Consider the following 13422-nt stretch of genomic DNA (forward strand, 5'->3'; position numbering starts at 1 on the left):
CCGGTCCCATCCCGAACCCGGAAGCTAAGCCTGTCAGCGCCGATGATACTGCCCACACGGGTGGAAAAGTAGGACACCGCCGAACACAACATTAAGCCCTGTGCCCCCCAAGAAATTGGGGGGCACAGGCATTTCATGCATATCCCATTGTTTTACGCGCACAGATAGCGCATATGCGACCGTGTCAAGAGGTCGGCGATCCCCGCCGTATCCTTTTCGGTAGCACTGTTACAACCGGAGGGCGCGAGGTGGCCGAACACGGCAAAGGCGGCGACGGGCCGCGGGGCGGCGGCAGGGGCGCCGGCGACGCCGGGCGACGAGGCCGGCCCGGGCAATCCGGGGGCCGCCCCGGGCAATCCGGTGGTCGGCCCGGGCAGTCCGGTGGTGGCTCGTTCCGGGGATCCGGCGATCAGCGTCGGACCCCCCGTGGCGCGGGACCGGACCGGGATCGTCGTTCCCAGCCGCCACGCGACCGCGACGGCAACCCGCGTCCCGCATGGGACCGGGACGGCAGTCCGCGACCGCCCCGGGACCGGGACGGGAGCCCGCGACCGCCGCGCGACCGCGACAGCAGTCCGCGACCGCCCCGGGATCGTGACGGTGGCTCCCGGCCGCCCCGCGACTTCGACCGTTCGTCTCGGCCGCGCCGGGACTTCGACAGCACGTCGCGACCTCCGCGGGCTTCCGGCGAGGAAACGACCCAGCGCTACGACGACCCGCCGCTGCCCGACGGAGTCGAGCCCAAGCAGCTGGCCCCGGAAGTTCGCCGGGAGCTGAGCACGCTCAACCGGGCCACCGCCGACGCCGTGGCCTGCCACCTGGTGGCCGCCGGCATGCTGCTCGACGACGATCCGGAAACCGCACTGCTGCACGCCAAGGCGGCCCGGTCCCGCTCCACGCGGATCACCGCGGTCCGCGAAGCCGTCGGGATCGCCGCCTATCAGTGTGGTGACTGGTCGCAGGCGCTGGGCGAGTTGCGGGCAGCACGACGGATGGGCAGCAAGTCCGCGCTGCTGCCGCTGATCGCCGACTGCGAACGCGGCCTGGGCCGTCCTCAGCGGGCGATCGAGTTGGCGACCGGCCCGGATGCCGAGCAGCTCGAGGGCGACGAGGCCGATGAGATGCGGATCGTCGCCGCCGGTGCTCGCGCCGACCTGGGGCAGCTGGAGCAGGCGCTGACGGTGCTGTCCTCGGCGCCGACCGACCCCGACCGGACCGGCTCGACGGTGGCCCGGCTGCACTACGCGCACGGCGAGACCCTGGTGGCACTCGGTCGCGAAGGCGAGGCGCTGGAGTGGTTCCTGCGGGCCGCGGCCGCCGACACCGAGGGCGTCACCGACGTCGAGGACCGCATCGCCGAGCTCGGCGGCGGAGCGGCGCTGGCCGAGGAATACGACTGCCTGCTGCTGGATCTGGACGGCACGGTGTTCCGCGGTGGCGAACCCACCGCCGGCGCTGTCGAAACCCTGGCCGAACTGCAGAGCCGAAAGCTGTTCATCACCAACAATTCGTCCCGCGGCGCGGAGCAGGTCGCAGCACATCTGAACCAGCTGGGCTTCACCGCCACCGCCGAGGACGTCGCCACCAGCGGGCAGATCGCGGCCGACCTGCTGGCCGGCCAACTGCCCGCCGGGGCACGGGTCCTGGTGCTGGGTGCCGAGTCGCTGGCGGCCGAGATCGGCGCCGTCGGACTGGAAGCGGTGCGGCTGGCTGAGGACGAACCGGCCGCCGTGATCCAGGGCCTGTCCACCGAGCTGGGCTGGGCCGACCTGGCCGAGGCGGCGCTGGCGATCCGTGCCGGGGCACTGTGGATGACCACCAATGTCGACAAGACGCTGCCGTCGGAGCGGGGCCTGCTGCCCGGCAACGGTTCGATGGTGGCCGCCCTGCAGGCTGCCACCGACGCCGAACCGCAGGTGGCCGGCAAGCCGGGCCCGGCGCTGCTGACCGCTGCGCTGACCCGCGGCGAGTTCTACGCCCCGCTGGTGGTCGGCGACCGGCTCGATACCGACATCGCCGCGGCCAACGCCGCCGCGCTGCCCAGCCTGATGGTGCTCACCGGAGTGAACTCCGCCCGCGACGCCGTCGGTGCGGTCGCCGAGCACCGTCCGACCTACCTCGGCCATGACCTGCGGGCGCTGCACATCGGCGCCGGCAAGCTGGCGATCGGGTCACAGCCGGAGTGGGACGTCACGGTGGAGGGCAGCACCGTCACCGTCGCCGCGGGACAACCCGAGGAAGACGGTGACGGGTTGTCGGTCGTCCGCGCGCTGGCCTCAGCGGTGTGGGAGGCCGAGCTCGTGGGCCGCTCGTTCACCGTTGCGGCCGCCGACGACACCGCGGACGCGGCACTGCAGCAGTGGTCCCTGCTCGGCACGTGGCCGTAAGCGGTGTCGGCTAGCCTGAGTGACACCCATGAACAGTGAGATTGAGGACGTCCGAGCACGCGTCGCGGCGGTGCTGGCCGAGTTGCCCGGCGAAGCCGAGCTGGCCGATCTGCCGGCCCACAGCGATCTGAACGCGCTGGCGCAGCGGCTCGAAGAGGCCCACCAGGTATTGGTGCGGGCGCTGGAGTCGGTGGAGAAGGGCTGAGTCAGGCATGTCGCGGCGTGCTCGCGTCGACGCCGAACTGGTCCGGCGCGGATTGGCCCGGTCTCGTCAGCAGGCCGCCGAATTGATCGATGCCGGCAAGGTCACCATCGACGGCATCCCGGCGGTGAAGGCCGCCACCGCCGTGGCGGTGACCGCGGCGCTGGCGGTGGTGGACGACGGCGAACGCAGCTGGGTGTCGCGCGGGGCGCACAAGCTGATCGGTGCCCTGGACACCTTCGGTATCACCGTGACCGGCCGGCAGTGCCTGGACGCCGGCGCCTCGACCGGCGGATTCACCGAAGTGCTGCTGGACCGGGGCGCGGCCCGGGTGGCCGCCGTCGACGTCGGCTACGGGCAGTTGGCGTGGTCACTGCGCACCGACCCGCGGGTGGTGGTCATCGAACGCACCAATGTCCGTGGGCTGACGGTCGACATCATCGGCGGGCCCGCGGAGCTGATCGTGGCGGACCTGTCGTTCATCTCGCTGGCGACGGTGTTGCCCGCGCTGGCTGGCTGCGCGTCACCGCACGCCGATATCGTGCCAATGGTGAAACCGCAGTTCGAGGTCGGACGACAACTGGTCGGTGCCGGCGGTGTGGTGTCGGACCCGGCCCTACGGGCCGATGCGGTCGTGTCGGTGGCGCACCGCGCCGAAGAACTGGGGTGGGGCACCGTCGCCGTCACCGCCAGTCCACTGCCGGGACCGTCCGGCAACGTCGAATACTTTCTGCATCTGCGCGCCGCCGCCGCGCCGCTGACCGGTGACGCGTTGCGCGCCGCCGTGCAGGATGCCGTCGCGAGGGGTCCGCAATGACCAGTGGAGATCATCAACGCACCGTGCTGCTGGTGGTGCACAGCGGTCGGGAAGAGGCCACCGACACCGCCCGCCGCGTCGAGAAGGTGCTCGCCGAACACGGCATCGCGCTGCGCGTGCTGACCGCCGAAGCCGTCGACAAGGGCGCGCTGCACGCCGGTTCTGACGACGCCCGTGAAGTCGGGGTCGCGATCGACCTGGTGGACCCCGACAACGGGGCGGCCGAGGGCTGCGAACTGGTCCTGGTGCTCGGCGGTGATGGAACCTTCCTGCGCGCCGCGGAACTGGCCCGCAGCGCCGACATCCCGGTGCTGGGCGTCAATCTGGGCCGGATCGGGTTTCTGGCCGAAGCGGAAGCCGACACCATCGACCAGGTCCTGGACAAGATCATCGCCCGCGACTACCGGGTGGAAGACCGGATGACGCTGGACGTCGTGGTGCGCGTCGACGGCGAGATCACCGACAGCGGGTGGGCGCTCAACGAGGCCAGCATGGAGAAGGGCCCGCGGTTGGGCGTGCTGGGCGTGGTCGTCGAGGTGGACGGCCGGCCGGTGTCGACGTTCGGCTGTGACGGGGTGCTGGTGTCGACCCCGACCGGATCCACCGCCTACGCGTTCTCCGCCGGCGGGCCGGTGCTGTGGCCCGATCTGGACGCGATCCTGGTGGTGCCCAACAACGCGCACGCGCTGTTCGCCCGGCCCATGGTCACCAGCCCCGCCTCCACGATCGCGATCGAGGTGGAGTCCAGCGACGGCCACCCTGCGCTGGTGTTCTGCGACGGTCGGCGCAAGATGCTGGTGCCCGCCGGCGGTCGCCTCGAGGTGCAGCGCGGCGTCAGCCCGGTGAAGTGGGCCCGGCTGGGCCGCTCGCCGTTCACCGACCGCCTGGTGCGCAAATTCCGGCTGCCGGTCACCGGCTGGCGCGGACAGTAGGGGTGCGCCTGAGGTGCTGACTGAGATCCGTATCGAGTCCCTGGGCGCCATCAGCGCGGCCACCGCTGAATTCGACCGCGGACTGACCGTCCTGACCGGCGAGACCGGCACCGGCAAGACGATGGTGGTCACCGGGTTGCATCTGCTCGGCGGTGCACGCGCCGACGCCAACCGGGTGCGTTCCGGCGCCGCCCGTGCCGTGGTGGAGGGCAGGTTCTGCACCGCGGATCTGGCGCGGGCCGCGGCCGGGCAGATCGACGAACTGCTCGAGGCGGCCGGGGCCGAGCGCGACGAGGACGGCACGGTGATCGCGGCCCGCTCGGTCAGCCGCGACGGCCCCTCGCGGGCCTACCTGGGTGGTCGCGGGGTGCCGGCGAAATCGCTGACCGGTTTCACCGGCAGCCTGTTGACGTTGCACGGCCAGAACGATCAGCTGCGGTTGATGCGCCCGGACGAACAGCGTGCGGCGCTGGATCGCTACGCTGCGGTGGGCGCCCGGCTGGAGCGTTACCGCGCCGCGCGCGAGGCCTGGCAGTCGGCCCGACGCGAGCTGGTCGAACGCCGCGACCGTGCTCGGGAACTGGCTCAGGAAGCCGACCGGCTCACGTTCGCGCTACGCGAGATCGACGCCGTCGACCCCCGGGCCGGTGAAGACGACGCGCTGACCGCCGACATCCGGCGGCTCTCCGAACTTGACGCGCTGCGCGCCGCGGCCGAGGGTGCGCGGGGGGCTCTGGCCGGCTTCGAGGATGCGACCGAGGCACTCGGTATGGCCGACGGGCCGAACTCGGCAACCGATCGGCTGGGGCAGGCGAAGGCGGCGTTGAGCGGCACCGACGACACCGTGCTGCAGGCGCTGGGCGATCAGCTCGGCGAGGCGCTCACCGTGGTGGGCGATGTGGCCCGCGAACTCGGCAGTTATCTCGATGATCTGCCCACCGGCGCCGACGCCCTCGACGCCAAGCTGGCCCGCCAGGCCGAGCTGCGCAGCCTGACCCGCAAATACGCCGCCGACATCGACGGGGTGCTGGCCTGGGCCGCGCAGTCCCGGGAACGGCTGACCCAGCTCGACGTCTCCGAGGAAGCACTCGCCGAGCTGGCCCGCCGTGTCGACGCGCTGGGCGAGCAGGTGGCCAAGGCCGCCACCGACCTCAGTGCGGCGCGCACCAAGGCGGCCGGGGGGCTGGCCAAGGCGGTCAGCGCCGAGCTGTCCGGGTTGGCCATGGCCGACGCCGAGTTCAGCATCGAGGTCAGCACCAGCCCGGCCGCCGCCGAGGATCCGGCCGCGTTGCGGTTGCCGTCGGGGCAGACCGTGCACGCCGGCGCCGACGGTATCGACGATGTCGAGTTCGGACTGGCCCCGCACCGCGGCATGACGGTGCTGCCGCTGGCCAAGAGCGCCTCCGGCGGGGAGCTGTCGCGGGTGATGCTGGCGCTGGAGGTGGTGCTGGCCACGTCATCTTTGTCCGCGGCGGCGCGGAACTCGGCCGGCACCACGATGGTGTTCGACGAGGTCGACGCAGGCGTGGGCGGCCGCGCCGCGGTGCAGATCGGGCGGCGGCTGGCCCGGTTGGCGCGCACCCATCAGGTCATCGTGGTGACACACCTGCCGCAGGTGGCGGCCTACGCCGACGTGCACCTGATGGTCGAGCCCACCGGGCGCCAGGGCGCCAGCGGGGTGCGGCGGCTGGACGGCGAGGACCGGGTCGGCGAGCTGGCCCGGATGCTGGCCGGGCTGGGGGAGACCGACACCGCCCGGGCGCACGCGCGCGAGCTGCTGGATGCCGCGCAGGAGGATCGGGGCGCCGGCTCCGACAGCTGAGCCGCACGGGGTCACCGCCGTGTGACTGATGTGACGCGATGAAACTTCTGGGGCTGGTGTTACGGCGCGCCTCCCGCGATTCTCGCGACGTCCCGGCCAGAATCGCGGCCATGAAGATGTCTGCGCTGCTGTCTCGTAACACCGCCCGGCCTGGCCTTGTCGGTACGGCTCGGGTTGACCACGACATCGACCGACTGCTGCGCAGGGTGGGCCCCGGCGACATCGTGGTCCTCGACATTCTCGACCTGGACCGGATCACCGCCGACGCATTGGTGGAAGCCCAGATCGCCGGCGTCGTCAACGCCTCGGCATCGATCTCCGGGCGCTACCCCAACCTGGGGCCGGAGGTGCTGGTCGCCAACGGCGTTACGCTGATCGACGAAGCCGGCCCCACGGTGTTCAAGAAGATCCGCGACGGCGCCAAGATCCGGCTCCACAACGGCGCCGTCTACTCCGGCGACCGTCGGCTGGCCCGCGGCGTCGAACGCAGCGACGTCGAGATCGCCGACATGATGATCGAGGCCAAGAGCGGGCTGGTGGCCCACCTGGAGTCCTTCGCCGGCAATACCATCGAGTTCATTCGCAGCGAGAGCCCGCTGCTGATCGACGGGATCGGGATTCCCGAGATCGATGTCGACCTGCGGCGCCGCCACGTGGTGCTGGTCGGCGGCGAAGCCAGTGCCGCCGAAGACCTCAAATGCCTCAAACCCTTCATCAAGGAGTACCAGCCGGTGCTGATCGGCGTCGGCGTCGGAGCCGACGTGCTGCGCAAGGCCGGCTACCGCCCGCAGCTGATCGTCGGCGACCCCGACCAGATGAGCGCCGAGGTGCTGCGCTGCGGCTCGCAGGTCGTGCTGCCAGCCGACGCCGACGGCCACGCCCCCGGTCTGGAGCGCATCCAGGACCTGGGTGTCGGGGCCATGACCTTCCCGGCCGCCGGATCCGCGATGGACCTGGCACTGCTGCTGGCCGACCACCACGGTGCGGCGCTGCTGGTGACGGCCGGGCACACCGCCAACATCGAGACGTTCTTCGACCGGACCCGTCAGCTGAGCAACCCGTCGATGTTCATGACCCGGCTCAAGGTCGGCGAGAAGCTGGTGGACGCCCGCGCCGTCGCCACGCTCTACCGCAGCAGGATCTCGGCCGGGGCGATCGCGCTGCTCGTGCTGACCATGCTGGTGGCGATCGTCGTCGCATTGTGGGTCTCGCGGACCGACGCCGTGGTGCTCGAGTGGCTCGGCACCTACTGGCAGCACCTGTCGCAGTGGCTGCGGCACTGGGTGACCTAATAGGGATCGACGCACAAGGATCGGGGTCAGCACCGCCATGATCACCCCTCGCTATCACGCGATGTCGCTGACGGCAGTGCTGCTGGCACTGGTCTTCGGTGTCGTACTGGGTTCTGGACTGCTGTCGGGTCCGCTGCTGGCCGGCATGCAGTCCGACAAACAGGATCTGCGTGAGCAGATCGACGCGCTGCATGACCAGCACACCGCGCTGAGCGAACGACTGCGCAACGCAAACGATTTCGACGCCCAGATGGCGCCCCGGATAGTGCGCGACACGCTGACCGGCAAGTCCACGGTGATCTTCCGGACCCCGGACGCCGCCGACGGCGACGTCGAGGCGGTCTCGCGGATCATCGGGCAGGCCGGCGGAACCGTCACCGGAACGGTGACGCTGACGGCGCAGTTCGTCGACGGCAACGCCGAGGAGAAGCTGCGTGCCGTGCTGGAGTCCGGGATCGTGCCGGCCGGTGCCCAACTGAGCACCAGCCTGGTCGACCAGGACGCCCAGGCCGGTGACCTGCTGGGGATCGCGCTGCTGATCAATCGCAACCCGACGATTACCCCCACCGACGACGCCGCCCGGGCCACCGTGCTGGCCGCGCTGCGCGACACCGGCTTCATCACCTACCAACAAGAGCGCTTTCCGGCCGCCAACGCCGCCATCGTGGTGGCCGGCGGGGGGCTGCCCGAAGACGCCGGAACCAGCGGGCTGAGCGTGGCCCGGTTCGCCGCGGCACTGGCACCGCACGGCTCGGCGACGGTCCTGGCCGGCCGGGACGGGTCGGCGTCGGGCACCGCGGCGGTGGCGATGGCCCGCACCGACCCCGCGGTGGCCGGCACCATCAGCACCGTCGACGACGTGGACATCGAGTCGGGCCGGATCACCACCGTGATGGCGGTGAGCAGCCTGATCGGCGGCGGCCAGCCGGGCCAGTACGGCATCGGCCACGGCGCCGGATCGGTGACGCTGGCGCAATAGCCGGGACCCGTCACCGGCCGTGTCCGGGCGCGGGTGGGCGTGTCTGGAGCCGAGACGCCGGGTCGATGTTAGGGTGAGATTCCGTGGGTCGGCAGGCCCTCAAGTTCCTGCGCCGTCGTCACGGAGGTTGGTGTTGCCACCACTGCGAAAGCATCCGCAAACCGAGCCGAAGCATCTCTTCGTCACGGGCGGAGTTGCGTCCTCGCTGGGTAAGGGTTTGACCGCAAGTAGCTTGGGCCAGTTGCTGATCGCCCGGGGACTGCAGGTCACCATGCAGAAGCTGGACCCCTATCTCAACGTCGATCCTGGGACCATGAACCCCTTCCAGCATGGTGAGGTGTTCGTCACCGAGGATGGCGCCGAGACCGACCTCGACGTCGGTCACTACGAGCGATTCCTGGACCGCGACCTGTCCGGTTCGGCGAATGTGACCACCGGCCAGGTGTATTCGACGGTCATCGCCAAGGAACGCCGCGGCGAATACCTCGGCGACACGGTGCAGGTGATCCCGCACATCACCGACGAGATCAAGCGGCGCATCCTGGCCATGTCGGAGCCGGACGCCGACGGCATGCGCCCCGATGTGGTGATCACCGAGATCGGCGGCACCGTCGGCGACATCGAGTCGCAGCCCTTCCTGGAAGCCGCCCGTCAGATCCGTCACGACGTGGGCCGCGACAACGTCTTCTTCCTGCACGTGTCGCTGGTGCCCTACCTGGCCCCGTCCGGTGAGCTCAAGACCAAGCCCACCCAGCACTCGGTGGCCGCGCTGCGCAGTATCGGCATCACCCCCGACGCGCTGATCCTGCGTTGTGACCGCGACGTTCCAGAGGCGCTGAAGAACAAGATCGCGCTGATGTGCGACGTCGACATCGACGGGGTGATCTCCACCCCGGACGCACCCTCGATCTACGACATCCCCAAGGTGCTGCACCGGGAGGAGCTGGACGCCTACGTGGTGCGCCGGCTCAACCTGCCGTTCAAAGACGTCGACTGGACCGAGTGGGACGAGCTGCTGCGCCGTGTCCACGAACCCCACGAGACGGTGCGAATCGCTTTGGTGGGCAAGTACATCGACCTCTCAGATGCGTATCTGTCGGTGACCGAGGCGCTGCGGGCCGGCGGCTTCACCCATTTCGCGAAGGTCGAGATCCACTGGGTGGCCTCCGACGCGTGCGAAACCCCGGCCGGCGCCGCCGCCGCGCTGGGCGAGATGCACGGGGTGCTGATCCCCGGCGGGTTCGGCATCCGCGGCATCGAGGGCAAGATCGGCGCCATCGCCTACGCCCGCACCCACGCACTGCCGGTGCTGGGACTGTGCCTGGGCCTGCAATGCATCGTGATCGACGCGGCCCGCACCGCCGGGGTCACTCAGGCCAGCTCGGCGGAGTTCGACCCGGACACCCCCGACCCCGTCATTGCGACCATGGCCGACCAGCAGGAGGCGGTCGCCGGAACGGCCGACCTCGGCGGCACCATGCGGCTGGGCGCCTATCCGGCCGTGCTGGAAGCGGATTCGATTGTCGCCGAGGCGTATCAGGCCACCGAGGTCTCCGAGCGCCACCGGCACCGTTTCGAGGTCAACAACGCCTACCGCGACCGGATCGCCCAGAGCGGGCTGCGGTTCTCCGGCACCTCCCCGGACGGCAAGCTGGTGGAGTTCGTCGAGTACCCGCGCGAGGTGCACCCGTTCCTGGTGGGCACCCAGGCGCACCCGGAGCTCAAGAGCAGGCCCACCCGGGCGCATCCGCTGTTCGCCGCGTTCGTCGGCGCGGCGATGGACTACAAGGCCGCCGAGCGGCTGCCGGTGGAGATCCCCGAGCACGCCCACGAGCCGCACGCCGCCGATCACGATGACGCCCAGAACGGAGCGCAGGGGCACGGCGGCAGCGCCCAGCCGTTGACCGACCCGGTGCAAGAAGCGCTGCCGGAACACGTCACCCGTGGCTGACCACGTCTTCGAGACCACGTCGTCGCAGCTGCTGCACAGCGGCAAGATCTTTGCGCTGCGCCGGGACGAGGTCTTGATGCCGGGTGGCGCGACGGCCACCCGGGACGTGGTGGAGCACTTCGGGGCGGTGGCGGTGGTCGCCGTCAACACCGAGGGCCAGATCCCGCTGATCTACCAGTACCGCCACGCGCTGGGCCGGCGGCTGTGGGAGCTGCCCGCCGGCCTGCTCGACGTCGGTGGCGAGCCGCCGCATGTCACGGCCGGACGCGAACTGGTCGAGGAGGCCGGTCTGACCGCGACCACCTGGCAGGTGCTGGTGGACCTGGACTCCACGCCGGGCTTCTCCGACGAGTCGGTGCGGGTGTACCTGGCCACCGGTCTGACCGAGGTGGGCCGCCCGGAGGCCCACGACGAAGAGGCCGATCTGAAGTGCGAGTGGTATTCGCTCGCCGAGGCGGCACGGATGGTGTTTTCCGGCGAGATCGTCAATGCCATTGCCGTGGCAGGGATCCTGGCCGCACAGGCGCACCGTCAGGGCTTCGCCGAGCTGCGTGACACCGACGCCGAGTGGGTCGACCGACCGAAAGCGTTCGCCGCCAGGCAGAACCGGCCATGACCACCGTGACCCAGCCGGTGGGCCCGCTGGGCGGGCAGTTGCAGGGGTATCTGGATCACCTGACCATCGAACGCGGGGTCGCGGCCAACACCTTGAGTTCCTATCGGCGCGACCTGCGCCGCTACCGCGAGCACCTGCTGGCCCGCGGGATCGAGGATCTGGCCGGCGTCGCCGAAGGTGACGTCACCGAGTTTCTGGTGACGCTGCGTCGCGGCGACCCCGACAACGGCGTGCCCGCGCTGTCGGCGGTCTCGGCGGGGCGCGCACTGATCGCGGTGCGCGGGCTGCACCGGTTTGCCGCGGCGGAGGGACTGGTGGCGACCGATGTGGCGCGCTCGGTCAGGCCGCCGACCCCGGGGCGCCGGCTGCCCAAGAGCCTGACCGTCGACGAGGTGGCGGCGCTGTTGGCCGGCGCCGGCGGCGACAGCGAGTCTGACGGGCCGTTGACACTGCGCAACCGCGCCCTGCTGGAGATGTTGTACTCCACCGGATCTCGCATCTCCGAGGCCGTGGGCATGGACATCGACGACATTGATGTGGCCGACCGGTCGGTGCTGTTGCACGGCAAGGGCGGCAAGCAGCGATTGGTGCCGGTCGGGCGGCCGGCGGTCGCGGCGCTGGACGCCTACCTGGTGCGGGGCCGCCCGGATCTGGCCGTCCGCGGCCGCGGCACCGCCGCGGTGTTCCTCAACGCCCGGGGTGGGCGGCTGTCGCGGCAGAGCGCCTGGCAGGTGCTGCAGGACGCCGCCGAACGGGCCGGAATCACCGCGAAGGTGTCACCACACACGCTGCGGCACTCCTTCGCCACCCATCTGCTCGACGGCGGTGCCGACGTGCGGGTGGTGCAAGAGCTGCTCGGCCACGCCTCGGTGACCACCACCCAGATCTACACCCTGGTCACCGTCAACGCCCTGCGTGAGGTCTGGGCTGGCGCCCACCCCCGCGCGCGCTGATTCTTTACCGCTCGAGCGTGCGTGTCTGCCCGCCGACACGCCGTAAAAACTGTCCTTCTGCGCACGCTCGCGCCAGGTACTAGCCGCCCAGGTAGGTCGACTCGAGCACCAGGTCGTGCAGCAGGCTCTGGTACTCCACGTGCGTTTTGTGTTCGACGGTGTCCCACCGCGAGCCCTGCTGGGCCTGCATGTACTCGCGGTAGCGCGGTGCGCCGGGCAGCTTGACGTTGTCGGCCACCACCACCGCCCCAGGATGCAGCCAGCCCCGGTCGAGGATGGCCTGCAAGTCGGGCAGGTAGGCGTCCTTGTCGTGGTCGATGAACAAGAAGTCCAGCCCGCCGGCGGCAAAACCGTGCTTGGCGGTCAAGGCGTCCAGGGTGCGACCGCCGTCGCCGATGGTGCCCACCACGCACGTCACCCGGTCGGCCACCCCGGCGTGCGCCCAGATCCGCCGGGCGTTGGCGGCGTTGGCCTCGGCCAGCTCGATCGAGTAGATCCGCGCCGACGGTGCCGCGCGCGCGATCCGCAGCGCGCTGTAGCCGCAGTAGGTGCCCAGCTCCAATGCCAGCGCCGGATTGACCCGCTGTACCGCGGCGTCCAGCAGCAGGCCCTTCTCGTCGCCGATATTGATCAGCAAAGACTTCTCGTAGGCGAACTCGTCGATGCGGGCGAGCACGTCGTCGATGTCGCCGGCCCGGGCCTTGGCCAGCACGAAGTCGACCGCTGCCGCCTCGCGGCCGTCGCCGATCTGACCCGTGGTGACGATGTTGCGCGCGCCGGTGGCCATCCGCAGGAACGACCACCGCAGGAAGGGCAGACGTCGTTTGAGGCTCATGGATGCGATCCTATGACCGTCGGCACCGCATTCACTGGTCATGTGGCTAATACAGACGCCGGACACCTATTAGACTTCTGCGGATGTCCGCCACCACAGCGCCGGTTCGGCCATGAGCGACGACGACACTCCCGACGTCGGCTTGACCGGGCGTCCGCCGCGGAATATCCCCGAGCCGCAGCCCCGTTCGACGCACGGGCCGGCCAAGGTCATCGCGATGTGCAACCAGAAGGGCGGCGTCGGCAAGACGACTTCCACCATCAACCTCGGTGCCGCGCTGGCCGAATACGGCCGCCGGGTGTTGCTGGTCGACCTGGACCCGCAGGGTGCGCTGTCGGCGGGCCTGGGGGTGCCGCACTACGACCTGGCGCACACCGTGCACAACCTGCTGGTCGAACCGCGGGTCGGTATCGACGACGTGCTGGTGCAGACCTCGGTGGAGAACCTGGACCTGGTGCCCTCCAACATCGACCTGTCCGCGGCCGAGATCCAGCTGGTCAACGAGGTGGGGCGCGAGCATTCCCTGGCGCGGGCGCTGACGCCGGTGCTGGACCGCTACGACTACCTGTTGATCGACTGCCAGCCGTCCCTGGGGCTGCTCACCGTCAACGGTCTGGCCCTGTCTCTTATACACAT

12 protein-coding genes, 1 rRNA gene and 1 pseudogene are annotated in these 13422 nt (G+C 70.4%); 13 read left to right on the top strand and 1 reads right to left on the bottom strand.

The genetic code is table 11. The features are described from left to right. The 12 genes and pseudogenes from rrf to xerD form a co-directional block, all read left to right on the top strand. Positions 1-85 (top strand): 5S ribosomal RNA (rrf, locus tag LI94_RS21935); the annotation flags it as partial. Positions 86-707: 622 nt separating this feature from the next. After that, positions 708-1367: pseudogene (locus tag LI94_RS24610) on the top strand (tetratricopeptide repeat protein); the annotation flags it as partial. A gap of 36 nt (positions 1368-1403) precedes the next feature. After that, positions 1404-2387 (top strand): HAD-IIA family hydrolase, encoded by a 984-nt coding sequence (locus LI94_RS24615; RefSeq protein WP_343252073.1) that lies wholly within the window; start codon positions 1404-1406, stop codon positions 2385-2387. 28 nt (positions 2388-2415) lie between these two features. Further along, complete coding sequence (locus LI94_RS23890) at positions 2416-2592, top strand: hypothetical protein (RefSeq protein ID WP_164517943.1); 177 nt, start codon at positions 2416-2418, stop codon at positions 2590-2592. Between the two features lie 7 nt (positions 2593-2599). Further along, entirely contained in the window at positions 2600-3406 is an 807-nt protein-coding gene (locus tag LI94_RS16825; protein ID WP_024442028.1) for a TlyA family RNA methyltransferase, read from the top strand. Further along, a complete protein-coding gene (locus LI94_RS16830) occupies positions 3403-4338 on the top strand; it encodes an NAD kinase (RefSeq protein WP_046301897.1) in 936 nt (311 codons plus the stop codon). The genes LI94_RS16825 and LI94_RS16830 overlap by 4 nt, the downstream gene beginning before the upstream one ends. Positions 4339-4351: 13 nt before the next feature. Next, entirely contained in the window at positions 4352-6160 is a 1809-nt protein-coding gene (gene recN, locus LI94_RS16835; RefSeq protein ID WP_046301898.1) for a DNA repair protein RecN, read from the top strand. A 110-nt stretch (positions 6161-6270) separates the two neighbouring features. Beyond that, positions 6271-7452: a putative cytokinetic ring protein SteA gene (steA, locus tag LI94_RS16840; protein WP_024442031.1), complete on the top strand. Its 1182-nt coding sequence runs from the start codon at positions 6271-6273 to the stop codon at positions 7450-7452. A gap of 37 nt (positions 7453-7489) precedes the next feature. After that, positions 7490-8431 (top strand): copper transporter, encoded by a 942-nt coding sequence (locus LI94_RS16845; RefSeq protein WP_024442032.1) that lies wholly within the window; start codon positions 7490-7492, stop codon positions 8429-8431. A 142-nt stretch (positions 8432-8573) separates the two neighbouring features. Then, positions 8574-10382, top strand: a complete 1809-nt coding sequence (locus tag LI94_RS16850) for a CTP synthase (RefSeq protein WP_024442033.1) — start codon at positions 8574-8576, stop codon at positions 10380-10382. Then, entirely contained in the window at positions 10375-10998 is a 624-nt protein-coding gene (locus LI94_RS16855; protein WP_024442034.1) for an NUDIX hydrolase, read from the top strand. The genes LI94_RS16850 and LI94_RS16855 overlap by 8 nt, the downstream gene beginning before the upstream one ends. After that, entirely contained in the window at positions 10995-11951 is a 957-nt protein-coding gene (gene xerD, locus LI94_RS16860) for a site-specific tyrosine recombinase XerD (protein WP_046301899.1), read from the top strand. The genes LI94_RS16855 and xerD overlap by 4 nt, the downstream gene beginning before the upstream one ends. 79 nt (positions 11952-12030) lie before the next feature. Here the strand turns inward: xerD and LI94_RS16865 are convergent, their stop codons facing one another. Continuing rightward, on the bottom strand, positions 12031-12786 hold the full coding sequence (locus LI94_RS16865) for an O-methyltransferase (protein WP_046301900.1): 756 nt from the start codon (positions 12784-12786) through the stop codon (positions 12031-12033). 112 nt (positions 12787-12898) lie between these two features. On the opposite strand from LI94_RS16865, the gene LI94_RS16870 reads away from it, so the two are divergent. After that, positions 12899-13422 (top strand): AAA family ATPase (locus tag LI94_RS16870; RefSeq protein ID WP_046301901.1); only part of this gene is annotated, 524 nt, incomplete at its 3' end.

It is taken from the genome of Mycobacterium sp. UM_Kg27 (assembly GCF_000972905.1).
GTDB lineage: Bacteria > Actinomycetota > Actinomycetes > Mycobacteriales > Mycobacteriaceae > Mycobacterium.

What these genes read in the sequence shown, in the direction of transcription:
- steA (WP_024442031.1), top strand. Translation starts at nt 6,271, where the DNA reads ATGAAGATGTCTGCGCTGCTGTCTCGTAACACCGCCCGGCCTGGCCTT.
- LI94_RS16825 (WP_024442028.1), top strand. Translation starts at nt 2,600, where the DNA reads ATGTCGCGGCGTGCTCGCGTCGACGCCGAACTGGTCCGGCGCGGATTG.
- LI94_RS16845 (WP_024442032.1), top strand. Translation starts at nt 7,490, where the DNA reads ATGATCACCCCTCGCTATCACGCGATGTCGCTGACGGCAGTGCTGCTG.
- LI94_RS16865 (WP_046301900.1), bottom strand. Translation starts at nt 12,786, where the DNA reads ATGAGCCTCAAACGACGTCTGCCCTTCCTGCGGTGGTCGTTCCTGCGG.
- xerD (WP_046301899.1), top strand. Translation starts at nt 10,995, where the DNA reads ATGACCACCGTGACCCAGCCGGTGGGCCCGCTGGGCGGGCAGTTGCAG.
- LI94_RS16830 (WP_046301897.1), top strand. Translation starts at nt 3,403, where the DNA reads ATGACCAGTGGAGATCATCAACGCACCGTGCTGCTGGTGGTGCACAGC.
- LI94_RS23890 (WP_164517943.1), top strand. Translation starts at nt 2,416, where the DNA reads ATGAACAGTGAGATTGAGGACGTCCGAGCACGCGTCGCGGCGGTGCTG.